At 52.9% G+C, this 26,038-nt stretch carries 25 protein-coding genes and 2 pseudogenes; 9 read left to right on the top strand and 18 right to left on the bottom strand.

Features of this window, described 5'->3' with window-relative positions; all coding sequences use genetic code 11:
* The first annotated feature begins 104 nt into the window (after positions 1 to 104).
* Together NFS35_RS00505 and xrtK are read left to right on the top strand one after the other, a co-directional pair.
* Complete coding sequence (locus NFS35_RS00505; RefSeq protein ID WP_251205186.1) at positions 105 to 2,216, top strand: VIT and vWA domain-containing protein; 2,112 nt, start codon at positions 105 to 107, stop codon at positions 2,214 to 2,216.
* A gap of 158 nt (positions 2,217 to 2,374) precedes the next feature.
* The gene (gene xrtK, locus NFS35_RS00500; RefSeq protein WP_251205185.1) at positions 2,375 to 3,262 is read left to right on the top strand and encodes an exosortase K; all 888 of its coding nucleotides are present in this window, start codon (positions 2,375 to 2,377) and stop codon (positions 3,260 to 3,262) included.
* 66 nt (positions 3,263 to 3,328) lie between these two features.
* On the opposite strand, the gene NFS35_RS00495 is transcribed toward xrtK, so the two are convergent.
* The 4 genes from NFS35_RS00495 to NFS35_RS00480 form a co-directional block, all read right to left on the bottom strand.
* Positions 3,329 to 4,069, bottom strand: a complete 741-nt coding sequence (locus NFS35_RS00495) for an MmcQ/YjbR family DNA-binding protein (RefSeq protein ID WP_251205184.1) — start codon at positions 4,067 to 4,069, stop codon at positions 3,329 to 3,331.
* 69 nt (positions 4,070 to 4,138) lie between these two features.
* On the bottom strand, positions 4,139 to 4,816 hold the full coding sequence (locus NFS35_RS00490) for an NUDIX hydrolase (RefSeq protein WP_251205183.1): 678 nt from the start codon (positions 4,814 to 4,816) through the stop codon (positions 4,139 to 4,141).
* 176 nt (positions 4,817 to 4,992) lie between these two features.
* Positions 4,993 to 8,220: an MFS transporter gene (locus NFS35_RS00485; protein WP_251205182.1), complete on the bottom strand. Its 3,228-nt coding sequence runs from the start codon at positions 8,218 to 8,220 to the stop codon at positions 4,993 to 4,995.
* 11 nt (positions 8,221 to 8,231) lie between these two features.
* Complete coding sequence (locus NFS35_RS00480; RefSeq protein ID WP_251205181.1) at positions 8,232 to 9,557, bottom strand: MFS transporter; 1,326 nt, start codon at positions 9,555 to 9,557, stop codon at positions 8,232 to 8,234.
* Positions 9,558 to 10,117: 560 nt separating this feature from the next.
* Here NFS35_RS00480 and NFS35_RS00475 point away from each other — a divergent pair.
* Positions 10,118 to 10,606 carry a TIGR02452 family protein gene (locus NFS35_RS00475; RefSeq protein WP_251205180.1) on the top strand — a complete coding sequence of 163 codons (489 nt, stop codon included), beginning with the start codon at positions 10,118 to 10,120 and terminating at the stop codon, positions 10,604 to 10,606.
* Here the strand turns inward: NFS35_RS00475 and NFS35_RS00470 are convergent.
* The 4 genes from NFS35_RS00470 to NFS35_RS00455 form a co-directional block, all read right to left on the bottom strand.
* Positions 10,576 to 11,874 carry a hypothetical protein gene (locus NFS35_RS00470; RefSeq protein WP_251205179.1) on the bottom strand — a complete coding sequence of 433 codons (1,299 nt, stop codon included), beginning with the start codon at positions 11,872 to 11,874 and terminating at the stop codon, positions 10,576 to 10,578. The two genes, NFS35_RS00475 and NFS35_RS00470, sit on opposite strands and share 31 nt — an antisense overlap.
* Positions 11,795 to 14,143: a M56 family metallopeptidase gene (locus NFS35_RS00465; RefSeq protein ID WP_251205178.1), complete on the bottom strand. Its 2,349-nt coding sequence runs from the start codon at positions 14,141 to 14,143 to the stop codon at positions 11,795 to 11,797. Before NFS35_RS00465 ends, NFS35_RS00470 begins: the two co-directional genes overlap by 80 nt.
* A 126-nt stretch (positions 14,144 to 14,269) precedes the next feature.
* Positions 14,270 to 14,674, bottom strand: a complete 405-nt coding sequence (locus NFS35_RS00460) for a BlaI/MecI/CopY family transcriptional regulator (RefSeq protein ID WP_251205177.1) — start codon at positions 14,672 to 14,674, stop codon at positions 14,270 to 14,272.
* Positions 14,675 to 15,012: 338 nt separating this feature from the next.
* Positions 15,013 to 15,300: an RpnC/YadD family protein gene (locus tag NFS35_RS00455; protein WP_251205176.1), complete on the bottom strand. Its 288-nt coding sequence runs from the start codon at positions 15,298 to 15,300 to the stop codon at positions 15,013 to 15,015.
* A 134-nt stretch (positions 15,301 to 15,434) separates the two neighbouring features.
* Here NFS35_RS00455 and NFS35_RS00450 point away from each other — a divergent pair, with 134 nt between their 5' ends.
* From NFS35_RS00450 to NFS35_RS00440, 3 genes are all read left to right on the top strand, one after another.
* The gene (locus tag NFS35_RS00450; RefSeq protein WP_251205175.1) at positions 15,435 to 15,590 is read left to right on the top strand and encodes a hypothetical protein; all 156 of its coding nucleotides are present in this window, start codon (positions 15,435 to 15,437) and stop codon (positions 15,588 to 15,590) included.
* A complete protein-coding gene (locus tag NFS35_RS00445; protein WP_251205174.1) occupies positions 15,591 to 15,920 on the top strand; it encodes a TipAS antibiotic-recognition domain-containing protein in 330 nt (109 codons plus the stop codon).
* A 204-nt stretch (positions 15,921 to 16,124) separates the two neighbouring features.
* Complete coding sequence (locus tag NFS35_RS00440; protein ID WP_251205173.1) at positions 16,125 to 16,616, top strand: MGMT family protein; 492 nt, start codon at positions 16,125 to 16,127, stop codon at positions 16,614 to 16,616.
* A gap of 143 nt (positions 16,617 to 16,759) precedes the next feature.
* On the opposite strand, the gene NFS35_RS00435 is transcribed toward NFS35_RS00440, so the two are convergent.
* The 6 genes from NFS35_RS00435 to NFS35_RS00410 all read right to left on the bottom strand — a co-directional run bounded on the left by NFS35_RS00435 (position 16,760) and on the right by NFS35_RS00410 (position 19,578).
* Positions 16,760 to 17,038: a hypothetical protein gene (locus NFS35_RS00435; RefSeq protein WP_251205172.1), complete on the bottom strand. Its 279-nt coding sequence runs from the start codon at positions 17,036 to 17,038 to the stop codon at positions 16,760 to 16,762.
* Positions 17,039 to 17,220: 182 nt separating this feature from the next.
* Positions 17,221 to 17,790: a hypothetical protein gene (locus tag NFS35_RS00430; protein ID WP_251205171.1), complete on the bottom strand. Its 570-nt coding sequence runs from the start codon at positions 17,788 to 17,790 to the stop codon at positions 17,221 to 17,223.
* Positions 17,791 to 17,833: 43 nt separating this feature from the next.
* Positions 17,834 to 18,373, bottom strand: coding sequence for a DUF1697 domain-containing protein (locus tag NFS35_RS00425; protein ID WP_251205170.1), 540 nt, complete (start codon positions 18,371 to 18,373; stop codon positions 17,834 to 17,836).
* A 54-nt stretch (positions 18,374 to 18,427) separates the two neighbouring features.
* Positions 18,428 to 19,195: a nucleoside phosphorylase gene (locus NFS35_RS00420; RefSeq protein ID WP_251205169.1), complete on the bottom strand. Its 768-nt coding sequence runs from the start codon at positions 19,193 to 19,195 to the stop codon at positions 18,428 to 18,430.
* A 36-nt stretch (positions 19,196 to 19,231) separates the two neighbouring features.
* The gene (locus NFS35_RS00415; protein ID WP_251205168.1) at positions 19,232 to 19,408 is read right to left on the bottom strand and encodes a SymE family type I addiction module toxin; all 177 of its coding nucleotides are present in this window, start codon (positions 19,406 to 19,408) and stop codon (positions 19,232 to 19,234) included.
* Positions 19,390 to 19,578, bottom strand: coding sequence for a hypothetical protein (locus NFS35_RS00410; protein WP_251205167.1), 189 nt, complete (start codon positions 19,576 to 19,578; stop codon positions 19,390 to 19,392). The genes NFS35_RS00415 and NFS35_RS00410 overlap by 19 nt, the downstream gene beginning before the upstream one ends.
* Positions 19,579 to 19,717: 139 nt before the next feature.
* Here NFS35_RS00410 and NFS35_RS00405 point away from each other — a divergent pair, with 139 nt between their 5' ends.
* Positions 19,718 to 20,044 carry a helix-turn-helix domain-containing protein gene (locus NFS35_RS00405; RefSeq protein ID WP_251205166.1) on the top strand — a complete coding sequence of 109 codons (327 nt, stop codon included), beginning with the start codon at positions 19,718 to 19,720 and terminating at the stop codon, positions 20,042 to 20,044.
* 106 nt (positions 20,045 to 20,150) lie between these two features.
* Here NFS35_RS00405 and NFS35_RS00400 read toward each other — a convergent pair.
* Positions 20,151 to 20,336, bottom strand: a pseudogene (locus NFS35_RS00400) (TnpV protein); the annotation flags it as partial.
* Positions 20,296 to 20,448: pseudogene (locus NFS35_RS00395) on the bottom strand (helix-turn-helix domain-containing protein); the annotation flags it as partial. The pseudogenes NFS35_RS00395 and NFS35_RS00400, both read right to left, overlap by 41 nt.
* 103 nt (positions 20,449 to 20,551) lie before the next feature.
* Between NFS35_RS00395 and NFS35_RS00390 the strand changes: the two are divergent.
* Complete coding sequence (locus tag NFS35_RS00390; protein WP_251205165.1) at positions 20,552 to 21,100, top strand: DUF6512 family protein; 549 nt, start codon at positions 20,552 to 20,554, stop codon at positions 21,098 to 21,100.
* A gap of 83 nt (positions 21,101 to 21,183) precedes the next feature.
* A complete protein-coding gene (locus tag NFS35_RS00385; RefSeq protein ID WP_251205164.1) occupies positions 21,184 to 22,035 on the top strand; it encodes an AraC family transcriptional regulator in 852 nt (283 codons plus the stop codon).
* 102 nt (positions 22,036 to 22,137) lie between these two features.
* Here NFS35_RS00385 and NFS35_RS00380 read toward each other — a convergent pair whose 3' ends face one another.
* Together NFS35_RS00380 and NFS35_RS00375 are read right to left on the bottom strand one after the other, a co-directional pair.
* Positions 22,138 to 23,856 carry a dipeptide ABC transporter ATP-binding protein gene (locus NFS35_RS00380; RefSeq protein WP_251205163.1) on the bottom strand — a complete coding sequence of 573 codons (1,719 nt, stop codon included), beginning with the start codon at positions 23,854 to 23,856 and terminating at the stop codon, positions 22,138 to 22,140.
* Positions 23,857 to 23,946: 90 nt separating this feature from the next.
* Complete coding sequence (locus NFS35_RS00375; protein ID WP_251205162.1) at positions 23,947 to 25,914, bottom strand: methyl-accepting chemotaxis protein; 1,968 nt, start codon at positions 25,912 to 25,914, stop codon at positions 23,947 to 23,949.
* Positions 25,915 to 26,038 lie beyond the last annotated feature (124 nt).

Here is a 26,038-nt window from a genome sequence, read left to right as displayed (position 1 = left end):
ATCATTTTTCCGAAACAGCAAAATGATGCAAAAATGTTTAAAATTTGATGCACCTTATGTGCATCGCGGGCTTATTCTGATTGCAGAAACGGAGGTACACTACAATGAAAAAAATGAAGAAGCACCTGATTTTACTGCTCTCCGCGCTGCTTTTGACCGCCGCGCGCCCTTCCACCGCCTTTGCCCTGGAAGAGGATGAGGCAGAGGAGGACAAGCTCCTCGCCCCCTATTTCGTCATCCAGAGCGAGGGCGCGGATATTTCCACCGACTATTTCCCCTTAAAGTCCACCGAGGTGACCACCAATATCAACGGCGCCATCGCCGAGACTTATGTGGTGCAGACCTATGAAAACCAGGGCGACAAGCCCATAAACGCCCAGTATGTGTTCCCCACCTCCACCACCGCCACTGTCCACGGCATGACCATGGAAATCGGAAGCCACAGGGTCACTGCCACCATCAAAGAAAAAGAAGAGGCAAAGGAGGAATATGAAGAGGCGAAAGAAGAGGGGAAGAGCGCTTCCCTGCTGGAGCAGAAAAGGCCCAATGTGTTCACCATGGACGTGGCCAACATCATGCCCGGAGACACTGCCCGCATCGAACTGCACTATACGGAACTGATCACCTGCAGGGACGGCGAATACGAATTCGTCTTCCCAACCGTGGTAGGCCCGCGCTACATTGCCCCTCAGGACAGCAGCGGTCCCGTGCCGGATGACGCCGTGCCCTCTAAGGAGATTCCCGAAGGGGACAGCCAGGAGGCCGCTGACGCCTCCGACGGAGACGAAGAGGCTGCCGACGACTGGGCAGCCAGCCCGTATCTTCCCGAAGGCGTGATGCCGGACAGCGAGTACCATATCAATATCAGCCTTTCCACCGGTGTCCCCATCGCTGATGTGACCTGTAAGTCCCATGAAATCAATGTGGCAAAAGAGACGGATTCCCTGGCCAGAATCACCCTTGCCGACACAAAAGACTTTGCGGGCAACCGGGATTTCATCCTGAAATACAGACTGACCAGCGAGTCGGTGCAGAGCGGCCTGGTGCTGACGGAAAACAATTCCGAAAAATACTTCTTCCTGACGGTGCAGCCGCCGGAGCGTTTCACCCCGGATGACATCCCGCCCCGGGAGTACATATTCGTCCTGGACGTGTCTGGCTCCATGTACGGATATCCTCTGGATACCTCCAAGGATTTGATCAGGAATTTGGTCTCAGGCTTAAAAGAGACCGACACCTTCAACCTGGTCCTGTTTTCGGATGATACCTACCTGCTGGCTCCCCAGTCCCTGGCTGCCAACTCCAAGAATATCCAGAAAGCTATCGATTTGATCGACGAGCAGGAGGGAGGCGGCGGAACCTCCATGCTGCCAGCGCTGACGAAAGCCCTCTCCGTGCCCATGAATGAGGATATTGCCCGGAGCGTGGTCATCATCACTGACGGCTATATCTCCAATGAAGACGACATCTATGACCTGATCAACCAAAATATGGACACGGCCAGCTTTTTCTCTTTCGGCATCGGCTGTTCCGTCAACGACTACCTGATCAAGGGAATCGCACAGTGCGGCATGGGCGAGTCTTTCCTGGTCACTGATTCCGAGGACGCGGAAAGCTCTGCCGAGCGCTTCGCCGCTTACATCGAGTCTCCCCTGCTGACCGGTATTACGGTTGATTATGAAGGATTTGACGTATATGACGTAGCCACCGCCACGCCCTCCATCCTCTACGCCCAGAAGCCTCTTATCCTGTTCGGCAAGTGGCGCGGAGAGCCCGCCGGCACCATCACAGTCTCCGGGAAGGCCGGGAACGAGGAGTATAAGCAGGAAATCTCCGTGGCCGATGCAACTGTAGACGCGGAGAACGAATCCATCCGCTATCTCTGGGCCCGCACCAAGCTGGACCAGCTGGCCGGCTACGGCAGCGTCAGGAACGACGATTCCGTAAAAGAGGAAATCACGCAGCTGGGACTGGACTACAACATGACCACCCCTTACACTTCCTTTGTGGCAGTGGTGGATGAAATCAGGAACGAAGAGGGCGAGAGCGAGGACGTGAAACAGGCCAGTCCCCTGCCTCTGCAGGTGTCCAACCTGGCTATCGGCGGAGGATATACCGCATACTCGGAACCCGGCGGAATCATACTGGGATTCATTCTGACAATCGTGTCATTCTATGGCATCCTGTGTCAGCGCAGGAAGAAAAAGAGACATTGATGTCAGTAACGGAATGCGCAGACCGCAGCCTGTACCCGGCTGCGGTCTGCAGCATAGAAACAGCCCCCACGGCAGGTACAGGACATGATTCAAAAACACAACCGCGCCGAACTGAATATACTGTGGTGCGGATGAAAACATATTCAGGAGCATGAAAGATGAACACACAGAAAATCAACCGATTTCTCAGGCAGAACCTGTTTTTTTATATCATCGGATTCTTTATTCTTTTCGGAATGAAATATCTCTACAGCAAGGCCGACTGCGAGGGACTCAGATGGATTCTCGGCCCCACCGCCGGATGGGTGGAGGTATTGAGCGGCATTCCTTTCGTGTATGAACGGGGGATGGGCTATGCGAACCATGGCCTGCGCTTCCTCATCGCGCCCTCCTGTTCCGGCGTCCAGTTCCTGATCATCACTGCCGCCATGCTCATTTTCTCTTTTGTGCATGAGGCGGCTGATTTCCGTCCGGCGGGTTGCAGGCGTGATAAGGAAGAGGAATCCTCCAGTCCCAGTTGCCCCGGGCATATTTATGACAATGACGTCAGCGTCATGTCAAAATCCTCCCCGCTCAGAATCGGAAAGGGCATCTGCTGGATTGCCGCCAGTCTCCTGCTCTCCTATGTGCTCACGGTCTTCGTGAACGGATTACGCATCATCGCGGCGATCTATCTGCCTTCGTTTTTTGAACGCATTCACGCTTTCGGCCGTTTTCTGACTCCTGACAGGCTTCATACCATGATCGGAGTTGTGGTATACTTTGCCGCTCTGCTGACTATCCATCAGTTGACGAGACTTCTCTTCCATAAAAATTCCGGCGCAGATAGAAAACAGACATCCGCGCTGGTTCTCCGCAAATGCCTGTCTCCTTTGTTCTGGTATTTCTTTCTTGTGCTGGGAATCCCGTTCCTCAACAGGGCCTACGACAGAAGCGGAAAGCAGTTCACGGAATTTGCCCTGTTGGTGACCCTGTGCTGTGGCTTCATCCTGCTCCTGTACTGCCTTGGAGCCTTGATTCGCAGACAGTTCCCGGGCAGGGGATAATCCCCCTGCCCTTTTAAAGCTTTGTTATTTTGACATTGATTTCATCTATCCAAGTATTTTGATGAATCACTCTTTTTGCAAATCCAGCGCGTGGCGCAAGCTGTTCGGCACCCCTCTGGGACCGCGCACGGCATAGATTCCGTATTCCTCTTTCAGCCTGCCAAAAGGGAACTGCTCCGGCTTGTACCTGTGCAGAAGCTTTATCTTCATCAGCGTGGTGATAGTCAGGTTCTCGTCCTGATAATGGTAAGGGATATCCGCCTCCACGACCTTGCATTTGTAGAGGATGGCCGACACAGGCGCCGCCACATACATGAAAATGGTATCGCCTGCCTTGATACTGCCGCTCTGCTTCCACTCGATAATCTCCGCCCGGTCAAAGGCATGTTCTATATCGTAGAACTTCGGATTCGCCGGAACAATCCATTCTTTGGGCGGGCGGAGCTTCGCTTTCTTTGAGGCAGTGGCCGCAAAGCTTAAGTCAATCAAGCCGCATACCTGCTCTTCCTCCACTGTGCCGTCCAGCAGCACTGTAATCCAGTGTTCCTTGTTCATATGGTAGGCCGGAAGAATGCCTGCATCCCGCATCAGCACGTCCTTGAACATCTTGTCCTCAATCTTCAGATTGACCACATCCACGTGTCCGTCCCCGGAAAGCCCCAGCTTCTTTCTGTCCACATTCATCACCAGAGCGAACCACTTCCTGTTGTCGCTGTGGCGCAGGACAGCTCCGTCATCCTCTCCCCAGGGATATTCCGGGGCCGCCTTGTATTTCTTCTTGATGTACGCAAAAATATTTTCCCGCATTTCCTGTCTCCTCTGTGCCGGCAGGCCGCTCTGCCAGCCGCGGCCCCGCCGCCCGGCAGTTCCTATGGCTCATTGTCTCTGCGCCAGCAGCCATGCCATGATATGGACTGCCTGCTGGAACTTGCCCTGGCTTATCATTTGTTCAATCTCTGCGGCGGAATATCTCCTGACATTGAGGAATTCCGTCTCATCCAAATGCTGATCCTGCGTTTTGCGGCAGTTTTTCGCTGCGAAGACATAGGCATAGTTGTCCGATATCGTGGCATTTGACGGCACTGATATCAATGCTTTCCAGTCGTCAGACAGATATCCCGTCTCTTCCAGCAGCTCCCTCCTGGCCGCCTCCAGCGCGTCCTCTGCCACCCACCGGCTGTCCCTTGGGCCGTATTCCCTGCCGTCTTCCCGCTCGATACCGCCTGCCGGGAATTCCGTGGTCACTTCTTTGATTCCCTGTCTGAACTGCCTGACGCAAATGTACTTTCCCTCTTCGTCCGATGCGACGATGACCACATAATCCCTGCGGCTTTCGCTGTAAAATGGCTCGAACACTTTTCCGTCCGGAAACCGATAGGCAGATTTCCTGAAATCGATCCACCGGTCCTGCACGATATGTTCCGTGCTGATTTCTTCCCATGCCAGATTTTCCTCATCGGCGGCTGCCTCTGCAGCATCACCGGCATATTTTGCCGCAGTGTCATCTCTTTCCTGTCTATTCCTGACATTTCTGTCATTTTCTTTCAAATCCATGGCTTTTCCTTTCCCTGTGCTTTCTTCCGTTCCTATTTACTGTCTTCCGTTTATTTTATACTGCCTAACGATTTCACTTGCCGTGAAACCAGACAGCATAACGCTGACTGGTTCAATCACATGATTCATCAGGCAGTATTCAGCGTTATGCAGTATACCAGTTTGCGGTTCCCTGTTCAGTGGGGAAAAACTGCCTCTTCCAGCTTTCCTGCAATCTCCCGCATCGCTTTCCCGTTCACCTTGCAGACCTTTCTGTCATAGGTATACAGGCCGTTGGTCTCATCCTCCACATCGGAAAGCTGGGTGTAGATACAGCCGCAGACGCCTTTCGGAATCACCGGGAGGACTCTTTCTCTATACAGTTTTCCAATCTGCTCCGTCAGTTCTTCCCTATCGGCACAATCCCCATAGCCGAACCCGGCATATTTTGCATAGAAATGCTCCGGTACCCGCCAGGAATAGCCGCCGCATTCCGATATCAGTACAGGTTTGTCAGGCACTTTCGGAACCACCAGGCGCTTAAAGTAAATGTGCTGGCTGTCGAAATCGCTCCTCTCCCCCGCAAACCATCCGGAAGCGGCATCGTACAGCCTTGTGCCGTCCAGCGACTTCGCCTCCTGATATATGGCATCGCTGTCAAACTGTCCCCAGCCCTCGTTGAAAATGGTATAGGAGATGACGCCGGGATGGTTGCGCAGGTGCAGAATAGTGTCTTTCATATGCTGCCTGAAGAACTCCTTGCGCTTTCTGTTTCCCAGCCTGCCCGCGTTCTTCAGACTCACTCCAACCGTAGGCAGCGCGGTATCCCTGACCCAGGAATATCTTCCATTGTTCACCATGTCCTGCATTACCATCATTCCGTGTACATCGCAGTAGTGATAGAAGCATTCCGGTTCAATCTTGATGTGCTTCCGGAGCAGGTTGATGCCAAGCTCTTTCATGCGCAGGATATCCTGTTCGTATTCTTCCGCTTCAGCCGGAAGGTACAGGCCGTCGCAGAAATACCCCTGGTCCAGGACGCCATGCAGGAATATAGGGTTCCCGTTCAGGCAGACTTTGGGGATTCCGCCTATCTGTTTCACTTCGATGGTTCTGAGGCCAAAGTAGGACGTGACTCTGTCCTCTCCCATGGCTACTGTCATTTCGTATAAATATGGATGCTCCGGCGTCCATAGCAGCGGTTGATATTCACTCCCGTCCCCCAGCCTGATACGGGCAAGGTCGATTTCCAGGGCGTCGCTGTCCTTTCCTGCGCGTACAGTGTAAAGGCTGCCATCATGGAGTTTAATTGTGACAGTGATGTCAGAAATATCGTCTGATTCTCTATCCGCGCAGTCAGGCCTTTCCGCCACATCGCCCAATCCGCCATTCATCCCTCTTACTCCTCCACCGGTGCTGCTCACCACGGCTATCCGCACATTCCGCGTGTCCGCCGTCACGTCCAGACGCTCGATATAGGCCTGCGGCACGCACTCCATCCACACGCTCTGCCAGATACCGCTCACCGGCGTATACCACATGCCGCCCCTGGCCTTGCGCTGTTTCCCGTAAGGATACAGGGCGGACAGCGTATCCTCCGCTTTCACCAGAAGCCGGTTCTCCCCGTCCTCCAGATACTCCGTCACATCGAACCAGAAAGGCAGATAGCCTCCCTCATGCCTGCCTGCAAAATGCCCGTTCAAAAAGACTTCCGCCATCTGATCCACAGCCCCGAAATGCAGCAAAACTCGCTTGCCGTGGGCCTTTTGGGCCAAAAACTCCTCCGACAGCGCAAATGTCTTCTCATAGACCAGCTTCGTCCCCACGCGCCCCTGATAGCCGGACAGCTGGGACTGAGGCGGAAAAGGCACCAAAATGCTTTGACCATTCAGGTTCCAGACGCCGTTCAGACAGAGATAGCTTTCCCTGCGCATCTGCGGGCGCGGGTAGGAATCCCAGACATGACCTGGTTTCTTCACGTCTGCTGCCCCGGCATCGCTCCTGCCAGAGCCGCTCTTTGTCCCCGTGCCCTCACTTGCCGTCCCATCCCTCTCCGATATATCTGCCGTGCTCTCTCCTCTTTTCATCTCCCCGAGAAGCCGCTCCCCGCATCTGCTCATCAGCCGATGGTGCCCTCTCCGCATCATCCGGAAGATCAGCCCCAGCGCCGCCAGCGTGACCGCCGCTGCTGCCAGTGCCGCCAGGAAGATATTCCCATTTGGCAGAAACGAGGCGGTTCCGTCCGAATTAATGATCGTGTCCGCGTCCCGCAGCACGAAAGCCCCCATGGCGGGCCCCACGATGCCCGGTATCAGCACCTGTCCGATGATCCGGATGCCCTGGAACTGCCCCGCCCGCTGCTCCGGAATGTTGCTCCGGATCATGGCCCCGAAGACCGCCATACCTGTCAGATACCCCGTCATCATCAAAAGAGAGCCCAGGAAGACCACTCCCGCAGCCCTCCCCGCGTACAGGACCACATACCCCGCCATGAGGAGCACAACCGCCGGAACCACCGAAGTCTTGAATCCCAGCAAATCGTACAGTTTCCCATAAAACGCTGTGATCACAGCCGCCAGCACGATGGCCGGAGCCATGACCGCCACATAGTTAGCCATCCCTAATGTCTTCTCATAATACAGAATCAGATAGGGCATGAAGATATTGATAGAAATCCCGAAGACGGCAAAGGCTCCAATCACGGCGTAGAGCAGAGGATTCGCTTTCATGACCGAAACCCGGAAGCTGTAAGAAAGATTCCCCCAATACCCCTGCTCTCTCTCCGCCCGCAGCTTTGGCTTTTCCTCGATGAGGAATGCGCCCGCGACGCCGATCAGCATCACCCCGGCGCCTACAATCAGGTAGATTGCCGTCCAACTCCCCGCCCTGTCCAGGTCAAAGGCGGAGAATCCTCCGAACACCACCAGGATGGCCACCAGCGGCATCATGGAATTGATTCCCTCTATCTTCCCCCTGTTGCCGCCGTCGCCCCAGTCCGTCATCCAGGCATTGAAACAGGCATCATTGGCCGAGGAGCCCAGAAACGTCATCACGCAGTCCATGACGATCACCAGCGCTATCCCTAAGGACGCCGCCCGCAGAGCGCTTCCCGCCAAAGGCGTCAGCAGATCCACCCGCAGAAACGCAAAAGCCAGAATGGACACGCCCCAGGCAAGATAACCTCCGCAGATAAAGGCTTTCCGCTTACCCACATAGTCCGTAAAAGCTCCCACCAGGATAGTCGTCACCGTAGCTGCCACGGAACTGGCCCCCACCATCAGAGAAATGTCCGCCGCGGTGGCGTGGAACATCTTATAGATGAAGACGTTGAAGTACATATTCTCCACCACCCAGGCCACCTGGCCCGTGAGGCTGAAGATGAACAATGCCGCCCAGAATTTCCTGTTCTTTCCTTTTGATTCCATTCCTTTCCCCCTCACTCCTGCCTTTCCAGCTCCCAGATATGACGGTTCCTGCGGAAGTACAGGCACACCCCGATTCCCGCAAAGGCAATCACGAAGAAAAGGAATGCCGCGCCTGAGCCCTTGCCGCTGCCAAAGAGCCGCGTCAGTACGCTGCCCGCATCCTGAACCGCCATCAGAGGCTCGAATACCTGATCCACCAGGAATCCTCCCAGGAAATACCCGATGGGTATCGTAAAGAACTGCAGGGAATTCCGCACGGAGTACACTCTTCCCTGCATCTGCTCCGGTACGCGCAGCCGCATAAGGGCATCCAGATTGGCGCTCATCAGCGGTATGGAAATCCATCCCAGAAATCCGCCGATGCACCAGACAAACGGTGTCCTGCCCAGGGCCAGGAAGAAATTCTCGAAGCTCATGGAAAACAGCAGGCAGTTGCAGATGACCCGCACCCGGCTCTTTGGCACTTTCACGAAAGAGGCAATGACGCTCCCCGCCAGAGTGGAGACACCGATGACCGCGTTCACCAGCCCCATAACCTTCTCGCTCCCGCCCTCCCTGGAGAGCATCATGGCCGGGAAAGCCGCATCATAGATGGAAGCGACCAGGTTGATGGCAGCCAGGAACAGAATCAGCCCCATTATCCCTTTCTGCTCCTGCAGATAGGCCAGCCCCTTCTTCACCGAAGTCCACAGCTTCTCTTTCTCCTCTTCCTCCACTGTCTCTTTCGGGATGCGGATGCAAAAGGCCAGAGTCAGGAAAGCGATGCCGAAAGTGCCTAAGTCAAAGGCCACCACTGCCCCCATCCCCGCAATGCCCAGCACGGCCGTGGCGATGACGGGCGTCATGATGGAATTCAGGGCGCTGGAGAGATACCTGAGGCCCCCCACCCGCTGGTAGTATTTCCTGGGCAGGACTTTCGTCACCGCCACCTCCGAGGCCGGCTGCTGAACCGTGTTCATCAGCCCGTTGATGCCGTTGATCAGATACAGATGCCATATCTGCAGCCTGCCGCCGCGCAGCAGAATCAGCATGACTACCGTGGTGGCCGCCGCCAGGGTGTCGCAGACCAGCATGGTGGCTTTCTTGTTCCACTTATCGCTCAGGGCGCCCGCGAAAATGCTCAGAAGCACATAAGGCGTGTAGGAGCTCACCATCAAAAGCGCCGTCATCAGGGCGGAGCCTTTCTGGGTGTAAGACCAGATGACCAGCGCATAGCTGGTCATGGCGCTTCCGAGCCCGGAAAAAGACTGGGTGAGCCACAGCAGCAGAAATGTGCGCATTTCCTGAATCGTGTTCCTCAAATTCCTGATATTTTTGATATGTTCAATGTTTTTCATAGACTTTGCTCCTTATCTGATTTCATGATTGTTTTTTAGTCAATAACAATACGGCAAATCAAGCAAAGTCCCAGAGCAGTCATTCTACTCCATGCAATCCTGCCCTACAAGACTTTGCATGGAGCTGATGCAATCATTAGCAGCATAATTCTTTCCTCCTCATATTTCATCTGTTGTGAAAGCCTGAAGCCATCATAATGCCCTTTATTATATGCAATTTTGAAGCATATGGCAAGCTATATCTTTCAATTTTAATCCCGTTTTTCCGTCCTTGAACACCACGATTCTGTCGCCCGGGACGGCGTCCGGGACATTCTGGTTGATGAGTTCCAAGGCTTTCGATTCCTGCTATCCTCTGTTTACAGGGTTTTCGTCTTGTGTTACAATATTGTAAAAGAATCCGGTTCCAGATTCCGTACAAAAAAACAATAAGGTGAATGAGGGCGTTTTTTTAAAAGGCAGGATGACCCGGAGCGCGCCATATGGGACAAGGACTTTTGGGACTCGCTGTACCTGAAGTACGGCCTGTGACAGTATATGCAAGGTACCAGGAGGAAAACATGGACAGAAAAGCAATGGCCAGGGAGACCCTTCGTGCGCGGTCAGGGTGGGATAGAGGGCGCTGGACACCGCCAGTCGTGTTCTTCCGAGATGAGAGCTTCCGGTTGACAGAGACCCCTGTGAAAGCTTCCGTGCTGACCTTGCCGGCAGTCAATATGGGGCAAGTGCTTTTGAAGGGAGAGAATGTACAGGAAGCCAAAAAGGCCATGCGCCGGAGAATGAGGCTGGCTCTGGGAATCTTTGCAGAGCAGAAAGCAAAGCATCTGGTGCTTGGAGCCTATGGATGCGGCGTATTCCGAAACGACCCCGGGGAGGTGGCGGTTTGGTGGAGAGAGCTTCTGGAAGAAGGAATGGGCCGGTATTTCGATTCTGTGTTTCATGCTGTGTTAGACCATTCTAAAGAAAAAAAATGTATCAAGGCATTTCAGGAGCTGTCCGCACATTCCATAGCGGGCGCTCAGGGAATCATGCGAAGCGTCCAGGGGTAAATGTAACGGGCGGGAACCAGGTCATTGTTTTCCGGGCAGAATACGGATATGCTGTACCCGGAAAAGGAATACTGGTCATAGGGCGGCAGCTGCCAGCCGCCGTCCTGATCCAGCAGACGGATTCCCTCGCTGCTGTACCATATGCGGCTTCCGTAGTAAAGGATTCCGAAGCACTCCTCTCCCTTCCACTCTTCCACCGTTTCCCGCAGCGGCATCACGCTGACTCCCTCCACCAACGGAGCCAGGGCGCGGCTTTCGTCATAGGAAGCCGAGGATGCGCCGTGCAGATAAACGGTTATCTTTCCGGAATGCGCCCTGTTGTAGCTGATCAGATAGCTGTCCACGAAATCCCCCTTCTCATCGAAGCCATAGAGCATGGTGTCCAGGGTGATGATTTCGCCGTCCGGGGCGAAATGCAGATTGAAGCTGGTGGCCAGGCACAGGGCCTCCGGCAGGTTTACCTTTTCCCTCACATCCTCCAGAATGCCTTCTATCCCCCATTCGTATATATTGTCATGTTTTAACGTACATGTCCTCTTATCTTTTAAATCGTCCAGGTACCACGCCAGTTTTCCCTGGTAGGGAACGGCGCTCTCCGCCACCAGCCGCCCTCCGTACAGCGTAACCGCTGCCAGGAAGATTCCAGCCGCTGCCCGCCAGATTCCTTTGCCCAGGAAGCTTACAGCCGACAGCTTCACGTCCAGGAAGTCCCGCTCTTCCCCGGTCAGCCCCCGCAGATCCAGCAGCAGAACCTCTTTCTCCTTTAGGAAAAGCTGGCAGAAATGCCGTCTTTTCACATACCATTTCACGGAGCCTTCCGGAATCGGCTTGGTTTCCCGCATCTCTGTTTCGGCTGCCCCGCCGGGCACTGTCTCCTTCGCGCTATCCGCTCTGACCGCCGCTCCTTCCGCGCCCTCTCCCGCGGCCAGTACCAGCCCTTTCTCCCAGGGCAGCAGCTTACGGAAGACGGCGGAGCGCCTCCCCTTTTTATAACGCCCCCACAGCCATAGCCCATACCCTATGGCGCCAAGCCACCACACAAGGCACACCGCCAGAACCGGCACATTCCTGTAAAGTCTGCCATATCTGCACAGGGAGCACAGATGGCGCCAGGAAAGCCAGTACAGGACAAGATTGACCGGCCTGGTCAGCACATGGAACGCCGCTTTCCAAAAAAGGGAAGTTCCGCTATTTTCGCAGGACAAGTCCTTTGTATTCCCAGGTGTTTCCCTGGTCTGTGGATTCGTATTTCGCTTTTTCCCCGCCATATTTCGAATAATCCTCCATCCCAACATAGAGCGCCAGCACGTCCCCCTGGCGCTCCGGCGCGTACGCAATGGAATACCCTTCCGGCACATGGGGGAGCGCAAGCTTCTCCCAATGCTCCCCGCCGTCGGCTGTCCGCCAGATATCCGGCTCCCCCGAAGACCGGATGGTCACGAAGCCCACCTGATTGTCCAGGAACGCGGCATCCATGGTCAGGGAATGGCTCTGGTTCCAGTCCGGCCCGGCGGCTCCCACCTCCTGCCAGGTCTCTCCGCCGTCCCTGGTGCGAAAGAGGATGGAGGTTTCCTGCCATACTACCCGCTCCCCTGTGAAAATCACGAAGCCGTCCTGGCTGTTTTCCGGGAAATCCACGAATATCCGTCTGCCTCCTACATATTTTTCCGTCACCACGGAGCTCCGGAAGCCTCCCTTCTCCTGGTCATAATACACCACGGCAAAGGGAGTCCCGCTGTCGCCGCCGTAAGCGATGATCTGCTTGCGCGCGTCCATCTGACAGCTTTCAGGCGGCAGGGAAGCCAGCTGCCCGTCCATTTCGTCCCCTCTGGTCAGGAGCTCTTCCATGGGCACAGGCACCTCCCGGAGCACGCCGTCCCCGCCGCTGGCCCACAGAGCGCCATCCCTCATCTCCATCCGATAGGATTCCGCTGTCTCTGTACCAGCAGCTGCACTAGATGGATTCTCTTCCAGACCGGGCCACCGCACCTCATTGGCCAGATTCAGCGCCGGCACATCCGAAAAATCCGCCTGCCCATGCTTTTCCCGGAATGCCCCCAGAACCTGTCCAGTCTCTGCGATGCCCTCCAGCCGGAACACATAGTCCTTCACCATGCGTATCTGCAGCGTCCAGTCAAAATAGGCATAATAGAGGATGCCGTCCTCACAGACGAACCGGGCTTTCCGCGCCAGTTCCTCCGGAAATGCCTCCATGTCCTCCCTGGTTCCCACATAGTACCGGAAAACCACCGCGAACACGCTTTCCTGCCTGTCCCCCGCCAGCATCCTCCAATAGACGGATTCCACCCTCTGGAATTCCGAATGGGTCTCCGGATCCCGCTCCGCGGCCCATCTCCAGTCGATGAAATAGGACAGATACCGCTGCGCCAGCAGGCCTATGGCGTCGCTGTAGTGATCCGCGTCCCTGAGCCTCACCTGCCATGGGCCTTCCGCCGCATAGGGGAGCTCCGCGTATTCCTTCTGGGGATACGCATCCTCTGCCCACAGTTCCTCGCGATACGCCTCCTCCCCCACCGGCTCCAGGGATGTCATCTTCGAAACGGCAGACTGTGTGAAATGATCCGGTAATTCGTATCCTTCATAAATGGACACCAATGGCTCCTCCCTGCCCGCCTGGTAACGCTGGTACAGGAACTCTCCCACCCGGTAAAAGCTCAGGCCCAAATCCAACAGCAGCACCGCGATGCCCACATAGGCCAGCCTGTCCCATTTCCGGTCTTCCCTCATGATGGCGCCTATCCTGGCCTCCATCAGACGTTTCCCATGGTAGAAGTACGCGGAATAGGCCTGTCCCCTTTCCCTCCCCTGCCGCAGGCATTCCAGCAGAGCATATCCGTACTCCTTCCTGGCCTCCATGTCCCTGCCTTCCACCACCGCCTCGTCGCAGGCCACCTCCACGTCCCTGTTTCCCAGGGCCGCCAGCAGATAGATCAGGGGCTGGAACCAGAGAAGGGACTGCATCAGCACCCAGAAAAGCTTATAGAGCGTGTCTTTCTGCCGGATATGATGGCACTCATGGAGAAAGATGAATTTCAGCACGTTTTCGCTGTACTCCTTCTCCGGCAGCAACAGGATAGGACGGCGGAAGCCCATGACAAAAGGCTCCTGGATTCCCGGCGCACGGTAAAGGAATGATTTCGCTCTTTTTCCAGTCCCGGCTTTTGGACTTCCGTTTTCCCGAACTGCACTCCTCTCAATCCCTGTCTCCAGGACGGCTTCCCTGAGACTTTGGCGGACGGACTCCTCAGACACGATGCGAATCTGTCCAATGCACCATCTGCGGAACTTTATGTAATTCCGATAATGAGCAAGCGCCACGATGCCTGCCGTGGCAAGCCACCCCAGTACTGTCAGCTGTCTCCACCTGGAATACAGGAAGTAGGGCAGATCAAAATGCCCTGCCGCCCTGCCGATGAGATAATCCAGGCTGTATGCCTTCTCCAAAAGCAGCAGGTGCAGGAGCAGAAGCTGCACCGCCAGAATCGCCCATATAATCTTCCTCCATTTCGCCCTCATGTCCGCTTCCGTCCTTTCTATATCCCCTGAACCGTTCCTACCTGCTGTTTCTTTCCGCTCTTCCTTCCTGCTCTCCCTGTCCCCAGAACAACTTTCCGCCTGCTCCTGCCATTGCCTTTTCTGTTCTTAGAAACAGCTGCCCTCTGCCCCGCTTTCTTTCTTCTCCGCCGTCCGCCCCTTTTCCTCCAGGAACTCGGCCAGATCCTCCATGTCCTGCTGCGTCAGGGCGTCCCCGTCATAGAGGGCGGTGACGAAATTCTTCAGGGAATTGCGGTACAGCTTCCGGAGGATGCTTCTGCTCTCCCGCTGCAGATAGTCCTCTTCCGCCACCAGCGGCGTGTACCAGTTCACCTTGCCGACCTTCTCCACGCTGACAAAGCCCTTGGCCTCCAGGCGGTTCAGGAAGGACAGGACGGTAGGGGCGGCCACTTTCTTCTCCAGCTGTGCCTCTATCTCCATCCGATTCACGGGCTCTCCATGCCTCCATATTATCATCATGATTTCCAGCTCCGACTCCGGCAGTCTCTTCATAGGTTCCAATCTCCTCTGTATTTCTACATTTGCCTAATATCTTTTTCTTATTCTACAATTGCCTAATATAAATGTCAAGTATTTATATTATGTAGTGATTAAAACTTGCCAAAAAGCCAGATAAACGGCATGACTTGCTGTGCTATGTGACTGGCAAGAATGAAATGCCGTTTATATAGCTTGACTTTTTATTTGCAGGCTGTTTTTCAAAACTTTTCTCTCTTATAGACGACATCCCCTGCCCTGTCAACGATAATTTGGCATTGGCTATGCAGGTGCTACTCAGCAAAATACGTGATCTTTATCATCCGTTATTTCCTTGCTTTATGACTGCTGCCCTACACTGTCGGAAGTCCTGCAAGCTGTTCTACTTCTGCAACACTAAGACCTGAATATTCTGCAATATCCTCAATTGCCAATTTCCCTCGTTTCAGCATTCTAAGCGCGATATTCCTCTTTGCTTCATTTTCTGCTTCGTTTTTTAATCTCCTTGCACTTGTTTCAATCAATGCGCCTCTCATCATATCACCTACGCCTTTCTGCACATTTTGATACTTCTGTGCGATTTCGTGAATCACATCCCCGGATAAATCAATAAGCGTCCGTTTGTCAAATGCCCCAATCACTCCCTGCTGTTCCAGTCCGTCAAGCCTTACTAAAATTTCCTGATACTCTCGTACCCTGCAATACTACGATAAAGAAGGGCTTTTCTCTGGACGATATCAAACAACGCCTGATCTCTTTAGAGACGCCCGCCGACGTGGCAGACGCTCTTACGGAACAGGCAAATGACATCCGCCAGAAAATAGAACAGCTCAAGGCTTCCCTGCTGGCAATCGAACAGCTAAAAACCGAAGTTCTACAAATGCAGACAGTCAACTTCAAGATGTATGCAGATATCATCGTCAACCTGTAGATGAAGAATGACGCCTACTGTCATATCAAACGCTTCGATGACGATACGCTGGATCATATCCGCAGTCAGTTCGATAAGGAAAGCGGCCTGGATTTTATGGACAGATTCAACCGTCTCAGCGATGAAATCATACAGCTTCAAACACAAAACATACCGCCAGAAAGCGAAAAATGCCAGCAGATTGTAAAAGAATATTGGGGCCTGATCATGGAGTTCACAAACGGTGATACGAGCATGCTTCCAAAATTGGTGGAAATCGGCGATATCGATACCGCCACAACCCCATGGGAACAGCGGCAAAAGCCGCAAACGACTATTTATACTGCTTAACAGTTAAAATTTCTGAGCAACTCGACTACATAACGCCAGCCATATACGTTTGACCAGTGAGATACGGTAAATTCTGGCGTTATGCTGTGGTATGTGGAATCCTTCTGAGCAGACAAAAATCCAAATAGCCTGGGGAAATTTTTCAAACCGTCTCATTGCATGGAGTCTGCCGCTAGCTTATAATGAAGGCAGGAGGTGTCAGATATGGCAGACGAAGACAGGAAAGATTTTAACGCTATGCTGCATGACAGCAAGGATATGCCCAAGATCCAGACCATTACCGACCAAAAAAGCATCGAGAAATACGGCGGGAGCAGAATGTACTTCGCCCCGCCCATAGACTATGACAAGGTGATGAAACGGATTCCCTATGGCAAAGTGATCACCGTGGGAAAAATCCGTGAACATTTCGCGGCGCTGAATGGGGCGGATTTCACAGAACCGATTACAGCCGGGATATTCGTATCGATTGCGGCCTGGGCCAGTCACCAGCGTACCGAAGACAAAACTCCGTATTGGCGGACATTGAAAGCGGGCGGAGAGCTCAACGCCAAATACCCCGGCGGCGTAGAAGCACAGAAAGAAATGCTGGAAGCAGAAGGTCATACCATCGTTCAAAAGGGGCGCAAAAATATCAGATACTATGTGCAGGATTATGAAAAGGCGCTGTTCCAATTGAACGGAACATGCCCATAGCGCGCTGGCCTGCTTCCTTTCCGTCAAATGGCGCAGAATGAATCATCTATCTGCAAGGCGGAGAAGAGGGGCCATACATTGTGGATGAATGAACTGTGTTATCCCCAATTAGCAGGAACAATACAGCGGTCTGCCGGGCTGGTTTATTGTAAATCATCTTTAGAAATTGCTATTGAAGGATAATGAGAAAGTTCCGTCAAATCAACATTTAGTGGTACACTATAAACCATGTAATAATTATCAGGATTGGCCGCAATCAATTCATTCATTTTTTGCTCTGCTAAGTCTTTATCATTTGTAGCATACACAACTGATACAACACCTGCTTTATCATTTTCCGTCCCCTGTATATTTCCGCATAAAATTAATTTTAATGGGGCATTCCCATTCAAACCTTGCTTAATATAGTCCTTATATTCCATAGTTTACCCTCCATCAATTCCGATTTTACGCTGGCTCTATTATACAGCTTTGACTTGCTAAATGAAATAGGCTTTCTGAAAGATTTTCGGGCGTCAAAACCACAAAGGGGTAGCTGGCAGAGCCAGCGCAGGGGAAGGGTGGCTTCCCCTGTGATGATTGAAGCAGATTGGAACTTCATAAGCTATTCTTCTTCATAAGCCCAATACATAAAAGGAACGCCACCTTTCCATTTACTTTCGGGAACAGTTTCAAGCCTGTTTATATGTATATAAATAATGCTGGGTTTATCTAAAAGTTCATCATATTCCTCATCGGTCAGTTTTTCTTTCATAGCAAATTTAGGCTGTTCTCCAGAAAATGTCAAATGATAGAAACCCGGTTCTACTTCGATTTGTTGTTCTTTTGGACAGTCATTTTGCCAGTCCATCAAATCATACAAATCAGCTACATTTATTTCATTTCCCATGACTTCAATAAAAAGGCGCAAATGTGCTGGATATTTTTCCGCAATTTCATCATCTGGATATCCGCTGCGGAATCGAAGTTCATATTCTTCAGAGTCACACCCTGTACATATTGCTACAATATCCCCTTTTCTAATGTGATCTCCAACATTTTGGGCATCCCAATACTCTTTGTTCAAAAAATCTTCCCCACTGGGAATATCTTTAACAGCGCCTTCTGAATAAAAAATAATTCCCATTCCTGTTGGCGATAACATCATATCTTTGTTTATATTTTCCCATCTCATAAACAATCTTCCGCAAATTGGCAAACGGTAATTTGAAAAACAATTACATGCCAACAATTTTTCTAACTGTATTCGCCGTTCTTATCGTCAATTTACTGCCGATATTTGCGCTTGCTGTTTTAGACCACCAGTTTGTTTTTTGATAGTCTTTCCGACTGAAAGACCAGAATACAGTTTCTTTGTATTCCATAATCTTTTCCAATCCCTCTTTAGGCTCTCCGATTTCGTTATATACATCTTTGAATGTAGCGGGAGGCATGATAAAGATTAGATTGTCATAAATCTCCTTGCTTTCATCTCCCCACCAGTCGGGCGCATGGCATAAAATGTCCTCAAGTTCTTCCCTTGATATGACAAAAACAGGAATATCTAAACTAAATTGATTTTTAATCATTTCCTCAATTCGGCCTGTCGTTTTGATTGTATCGGCTTCATTACTTGAAAAAATCACATTACCGCTACTCAAATAGGTTTTGACCTCTGCATAATCAAGTCTTTCAAAGCCCTGTTTTAATTCTGCCATTGGCACTTTGTTTTTGCCACTTATATTGATACCTCGCAAAAAAGCAATATATCTTTTCATCTATACTGATACCTCCACGCAAATTTCGATTTAAGCTTATAACCACATAACCCGTTACAATTTCTTTATAATTTCGATTGCAGAGATAATTAAATCATATCGGATATTCTTTTGCGTATTCCAATTTCGGGAATCCCACTCCTCTCCGCTTACATCATCACCGGCATATAATAACTGAGCAAGCGGAATATTGTAATACTGAGACACCGCAAAAAAGGCTGCCGCCTCCATTTCCACAGTTATACATCCCTCGTTTCGCCTTAATTCAACCATATCAGGAGTTTCTCTGTATATAGCGTCGCTTGTCCATGTTTTCCCGGTTTTAAATGGAATCCCCATCTGTTCCAAACACAAAACAACAGTCTTAACCGTTTCTTTATGGCATTCCACTTCACGGGATGGCTCTAAATAATGATAGGATGTCCCCTCATCTCTAACCGCAGAAACAGGGATAATGATTTCTCCCACTTTACTGTCCTTTGTCAATGCCCCTGCGCCCCCGCAGATTATAAATTTCTCACATCCCATAGCATGAAGTTCTTCAATCGCTACAGCCGCACCCGGCGCACCACAAAATGCCATTGTAATACAAAGCTTATCTGTACCATATCCATATTCATAAATCGGTATATCAAGCACTTCTGAATTAAGATAGCCAATGACAGGAAGATTGTTTTCCGAAACAAACTGTTCCAATTCCTTTCTGAAAAAGGTAACCACACATTTTTCAGGAAGGCTTTTAGCCAAAAAATTCGCTGCCTGAATAATCGGATTTTTACCGGTGTCAAATTCACATACAGGATATTTATTCTTCAATATCATGTCTTTTACCTCCATTTCGACTTGTCAATGGCTCCATTATACCGCAATCACTTTCCAGAGGGAATAGACTTTACAAAAAATCCATTTCACGGTGATTTTGTCCCCTGCGGAGAATCCGGCCTGTTCCAGCCAGTTCCCCTGTAAAAGAATCTGCAGCGGCGATTTCTTGAAAGTATCTCGCCCATTATATACGGTCAGTTTGCGGTCGTCCATCCGTCCTCCTTCCCCGCTGCCTGTCGGCACACGATTTCAAATACATCCCCATCCTCTGTCCTGACAGTGAGCAGGCTGTTCCGCTCGTCTGCGTTCAGGTCGGCAATCCTCATCCCTTCGCTGTCATTCAGTAAATCAAAAAGGTGATCCCTAAAATAATTCAGTTCCATTCTGTTGTTCCCCTTTCATGGTTTATAGTCTATTAGCTAATATTATATATACTTTTAGAATCTATTGCAATCCCTATGCGTGATGTAGTCTAAAAGTGAACAAAATAAATGCTAGTAGCTTATGAAGTGGGTGGGCATTATGGAAGGAAAAGGATTAGGCAGACGTATCAACACGGTAAGGAAAGACCGGGGATTCACGGCAGACAGGCTCTCGGAACTTTGCAATATCAACGCAACTTACCTCCGGCAGATTGAGGGCGGGACAAAGGTTCCCAGTCTGCCCGTATTTATCAATATCTGCAACGCACTGAAAATCTCCCCTGATTATCTGCTGCAGGATGCGCTGGAAGATAATGAAGTCAGTAAAATACGGGAACTGGCGGAACTGTGGGAAAGCACATCGCCCAGCCAGCAGGAAATCGCCGCTGCCATGATTCGGGCGGTATTGGAGCGCAGGGAAGATTAGAAAGGCCAGCCGGTAATTGGCTGGCCTTTGCATATCCAATCAAATATAAATCAGTTCACTGTTTACGATTTCCTCTGCCCGGTTGCGGATATTGTTCATCCGGCCATTTCCCGGTCAGGATAAGGGAGCTGTACCGTGCCGGGTGTTCCTGTTTGAGATATTCCCGGTGCAGTCGCCCATAGCGTCCGATGGGGCGGTTCTCCTCAGGCAGCTTCAAGTCCGGGATATAGTAGTCGCCTGCCAGAATATAATCAATGCCGTTCTCTGTGATTCTTTCTTTCAGTTTTTCCATTATCGTTCCCTCCTGTGGCGGAAAGCCCATCACTGACCAGTTCAATCACGTCCATGATGCCACAATCCAGCGTTTCGCAGATTCGTGCCAGCGTGTCCATGCTGATATCTTTGAACCTCCAGTCTGCCAAGCGAGCATTCCGGCAGGATATGTCCGGAATCTGCGCCGCACATATCTGCCGCAAAGTTACATATACTAACCGCGGAGGGATTTTTATGAAGACTTTGAGACGATATACCGTTATCGGCATCCTTTTTGTCATGCTCACCGGCACGCTGGCACACTTCCTGTATGATTGGAGCGGAAGGCACGCTGTGGTCGGCCTTTTCTCCCCGGTCAATGAATCGGTCTGGGAGCATATGAAGCTGCTGTTCTTTCCCATGCTCCTGTACTCGCTGTTCCTGATCGGCAGGCTGAAAGGAGACTTCCCCTGCCTCCCTTCTTCCCTTTGGGCGGGGCTTTTGGCCGGGACATTGGCGATTCCGCTCTTATACTATGGCTATACCTTTATCCTGGGCAGGGACCTGTTCCTTCTGGATCTCGGCACCTTTCTTCTGAGCGTCCTGATCGCGTTCCGGATTGCCTGCCGTCTCGCCCTGTCCTGCAGGGGAAAGCCCTATGGCATTTTGTTGGGCTGCTTTGTCTGCATCCTTTTGGCCTGCTTCCTGTGGTTCACCTATCACCCGCCGAAGGCCGGGCTCTTCACGGATCCCACCGCCCGGGAGGAGGCTGTTCTGCCGCCTCTCTTTTTTGTGCAAGGATAGAGAGGAAAAATGTAAGAAAATGTCTTATAATGATAAAGACACATTTAAATCCGCAAAGCACAATACATACGAGGAGGTATCTCATGGAATGGGTCGAAAGATTAAACCAAAGCATGGATTATATTGAAGAACATTTGACAGGCGAAATCGACTATGAACAGCTGGGGCGGATTGCCTGCTGCTCCACCTATCACTATCAGAGGATGTTTACCTATATGGCGGGCATCACTCTGGCAGAGTATATCCGACGGAGAAAAATGTCTTTAGCGGCGGTAGATTTGCAGGGCGGGGATGCACGGATCATCGATATCGCAGAGAAGTACGGCTACCGTTCCCCCACCGCATTCAACAGGGCGTTCCAGTCTTTTCACGGGATAGCCCCCTCGTCCGTGAAAGACGAGGGCGTATCCGTGAAGTCTTTTTCTCCCATTGTGTTTACAATTGCTGTGAAAGGAGCGACAGAGATGAATTATCGGATTGAAACAAAAGAAGCCTTCCGCATTATCGGCGTATCCGCGCCGCTTGACAGGGAAATCGAAAGCAACTTTATGGTGGTGCCCAAGATGTGGCAGGAGGCGTCCGCAAACGGAACCATACAGAAGCTGGCAGGAATGATGGATACGCCGCCAATGGGCCTTTTGGGCATAAGCGTCTGCAACGAGGAAGAACAATGGAAATATTTCATTGCCGTTTCCAGTACAAAGACAGGCGGCGGGTTTGAAGAATATACCGTTCCTGCGTCCACTTGGGCAATCTTTCCCGGAACGGGCACGAACCAGTCGATACAGGAATTGGAGCGGCGAATCATAACAGAGTGGCTTCCGGCCTCCGGATATGAATATGCCAACGCCCCTGATATTGAGGTTTACTTAAATCCGGATCCGCAGAACGCGCAATACGAGGTATGGATACCCGTAACAAAGAAAAAGGCGTAACAGGGAAATCGTTCAGTCCTCCCGCCTCTCCAGCTCCCAGGTATGCCTGTTCCTGCGGAAATACAGGCATACCCCGATGCCCGCAAAAGCGACTGCGGCTTTTCAGGATTCCCGCAGCAGCAGCTTCGTGTAGTCCTCCCTGGGATGCTCGAATATCTCTTCCGTCTCCCCAATCTCAATAATCCGCCCCTCTTTCATCACCATGATTCTGTCGCACATGCGGTAGACTACATTGATGTCGTGAGAAATGAAGAGATAGGCCAGGTGCATCTCCTGTTGAAGACGCTGCAGCAGCTCCATGATCTGAGCCTGTATGGTCACGTCCAGGGCCGACACGGGCTCGTCCGCCACCAAAAAGCCCGGGCTCGTGATCAGCGCCTGGCCGATGCTCACCCGCTGGCGCTGGCCGCCGGAGAGCTGGGATGGCCTGCGGCTAAAATAGCTCTCCTCCAGCCCCACCTTGCGCAGCATATCGTAGGCGGCGGCCACCATGTCCCCTTTGGTCATAGCTCTGGATTTGTCCAGGGCTCCCGCCGCCCTTAAGGGCTCCTGGAGAAGCCATCCGATGGTCTTCGTGGGATTCAGGCTGCTGTAGGGATCCTGGAATATCATCTGGGGGCGTATGCTATGGTGCCGGATTTCCCCCTGGATATGGCAGTTCATGCCTAAGATTGCCTTGGACAGGGAGGTCTTGCCGCAGCCGCTCTCCCCCACCAGCCCTAAGCTCTCCCCGGGATAAATCTCGAAATCCGCCCCGGACACCACCCATTCCTTCTTCGTCCCGGACAGCCGCTCCCTCAGGGAAAGCCGCTCTCCCTGCCGGTTCTTCCTGTCTCCGGAAAGAAAGCTCACGTTCCCGTCCTGATAGTACACGGAAAGGTTCCTGACCTCCAGGACAGGAGCGGCAGACTGCGCAGATTCCTGAGACGCTCTCTCCTCTGCCCCGGAAACTGCCACTTTTCTTTTCGTATATTCCTCTTTTGTATTTCGGAAGTCCCCTTTGACTGGCTCCTGAAACACCTCTCGGATATCTTTCCTGCGTTCCATCCTGGAGGGAACGGCTTCTATGAGCCTTCTCGTGTATTCCTCCTTCGGATTTCGGAAAATCTCCTCCACAGGCCCCTGTTCCACCACCCGGCCGTCCTTCATCACCGCTACCCTGTGGCACAGCCGCCTGGCCAGGTTCAGGTCATGGGTGATGAAAAGCATGGCGTTCTTCTGGGTTTCGTTGATTTTACGCAGCAGCTCTATGATCTGGTTCTGTATGGTCACGTCCAGGGCCGTGGTGGGCTCGTCCGCCACGATCAGCTCCGGCTCCAGAATCACCGCCATGGCGATCATCACCCGCTGGCGCATGCCGCCGGAGAGCTGGTGGGGATAGCTTGCGTACACCTTCTCAGGCTCCCGCAGCCCTACCGCCCGGAAAGCCTCCAGCACCTTTTCCCTCCTCTCCGCAGCCGCCAGCCCGGTGTGGAGCCGCAGCATCTCCTCCACCTGCCGCCCTGCCCTCTGGGTAGGGTTCAGGGAAGTCATAGGCTCCTGGAACACCATGGACATCCTGGCTCCCTGGTAGCTGCGGTAAAGCCTTTTATCACAGGGGCTGCCCGCTTCCCGCAACGTCACGCCGTCAAAAAGTATTCGGCCTGTGGTGACACGCGCCGTATCCGCCGCCAGCCCCATGAGGGTCAGGGCCGTGACGGACTTGCCGGAGCCGGATTCCCCCACCACGCCCAGGATCTCTCCTTCCACCAAGTCCAGATTCACATGTCTCACCGCTTCCGTCTCGCCGAAGGCAACGGACAAATCCTCTATCTTAATCAAAACGCTGTGCCTCCTTTCGGGCTGTCAGGCTTCTGGAGAGTTCCTCATTCTCTCGTTCCCGAATCCCCGTAGCTTCCCTTCCGGGTTTCCTCACTGTCTCCGGAGAGTAAAGCCGCCCACCAGGCCTTTCAGCACCGCTGCCTGATTGGAGAGTTCCTCGCTGGTGGCCGCGCTCTCCTGGGCCGTGGCGGAATTGGACTGCACCACTTCGGAAATCTGGCCCACGGCCATGCTGACCTGGTCGATGGCACCGGTCTGGCGCTCCACGGCCTTTGCCATCACTTCCATCTGCTCCGCCGCCTGCCCTGCCAGCACCACCACGTCGGACACGGATACGGTGACATTGGACACGGCCTGGCTGCCGCTGCCCACGGCCTGGATGGAGCGGCGAATCATCTCCATGGTGGCCTTGGTGGCCTCGTCGGACTTATTGGCCAGCTCCCGGACTTCATTGGCCACCACCGCAAAGCCCTTGCCCGCTTCCCCGGCCCTGGCGGCCTCCACGGAGGCGTTCAGGGCCAAAATGTTGGTCTGGAGGGCGATGTCCTCGATAGTGTCTATGATGCGCTTGATTTCGTTGGAGGAGGCAGTGATGGACTCCATGGCTTCGTTCAGATCCTGAATCTGGCTGCTGCTTTCCTGGAGCTTTTCCTCCGCGCCCCGGACCGCTGTCCTGGTCTCTTCCGCCAGCCGGGCCGTCTCTTTCGCGTCCCTGTCCATATCCTCCAGGGTGGCGGAAAGCTCCTCCACGGCGCTGGCCTGCTCCGTAGCCCCCTGGGACAGGGCCATTCCCGAGGATGCCACCTGGGCGGAACCGCTGGATACCCGGGCCGTGGCCGCCGCTATACCTCCCAGGGTCTGATTCAGCTTATCGCCGATGGTCTCCAGATCCTTCTGCAGTTCCTGAAAGTCTCCGGGATACCGGGCGCTGTCGCTCTCTTTGGTCAAATCGCCCTCGGCAATGCTGCCCAGCACCGCGCCGATCTCCGCCAGGATGCCCCTGAAAGTCTCCACCAGCTGGGCGGTGGAATCCGCCAGCACCCTGGTCTCGTCCCTGCCTTTCACCTCGGGAAGAGGGCTCTTCAGGTCTCCCTGGGAAAGAGCCCGCAGACGCGTAGCGCATTTCACGATGGGGCCCGTGACGGTGCGGCACACGAATGCTGAAATCAATATCACCAGCAGGCAGAGTGCCAGGCTGACTGCTATCTGTATGTTATTGCCCACATAGGCGGAACGCATGAATTCATCCTCGCTGATTGACACGCCCACGCTCCAGCCGTCCGTGCCCGGGATAGGGGCATAGCCCTGGATATAGTCGCTGCCGTCCTCATAGGTATAGCTTCCCACGCCGTTCTCACCTGCGATCATCTTTTTCTCGATGGCGCCCAGTTCCTGGACAAAGCTGTCGCCCGGATTCTCCGCCATCTCCCGCAGAAGGTTCTCCTGGCTCAGCACCTCCTCCACCTCCACAGCGGCGATGGTGGTGCCCTCCTTATCCAGTATGTAGGCATCCGCGTCCTCGCCTATCTGGATGCCCTCTACGATGGCCTGCAGGATATTGGTGTCGCAGTGGAAATAGACCACGCCCTGCACGCTGCCCCCGCTCGTCACCGGCGCAGATACTACCAGGTACATGTCGTCGCCGTCCATATAGGGGGTGGACATATAGGCATTCCCTGCAAGAGCCGCCTGGAAGAACGGCTCCCCCGAGACGTCCGCATCATGGATTGCGTCGTAGCCGGAGACATCCGCCATGCCCCCGAACCGCATGTAATAAGCGTCCACCTTGGACTGGAGGAACGCCTGTCTCTCCTCGGCCGTGGACTCCGGATCCGAGAGCACGGGATAAGAGGCCACTTCCGCGATGGTGAGGGTATAGGTGGATATCATGTTCTCGGCTGAAAGAGCCGCCAGCTTCGCCGTCTCGCCCACAGTCTTCTCCAGAGCCGTCACGGTGGAGTTGCGGGTAATCACCGTACCCAGCAGCACATTCACCAAAGAGACTCCCAATGTGGCAAGTACAACCAAAATCATAATCTTCGTCTGAATCTTCTTCATTTTACATTTGCCGGCTCCTGTGCGCTACTGTGCCAGGCTGCGGCTCAACCTCCTGTCTTTGAAAATTTTTTAACAATTCCTTACCGTATAAACAGTAACCGGACTATATAACGCCAACCATATA

Origin of the sequence: Acetatifactor aquisgranensis, assembly GCF_943193215.1 — a bacterium.
Classification (GTDB): Bacteria; Bacillota; Clostridia; order Lachnospirales; family Lachnospiraceae; genus Acetatifactor; species Acetatifactor aquisgranensis.
Note: the sequence above shows the minus strand (reverse complement) of the source record. Positions and strands in the feature narration are given on the sequence as shown.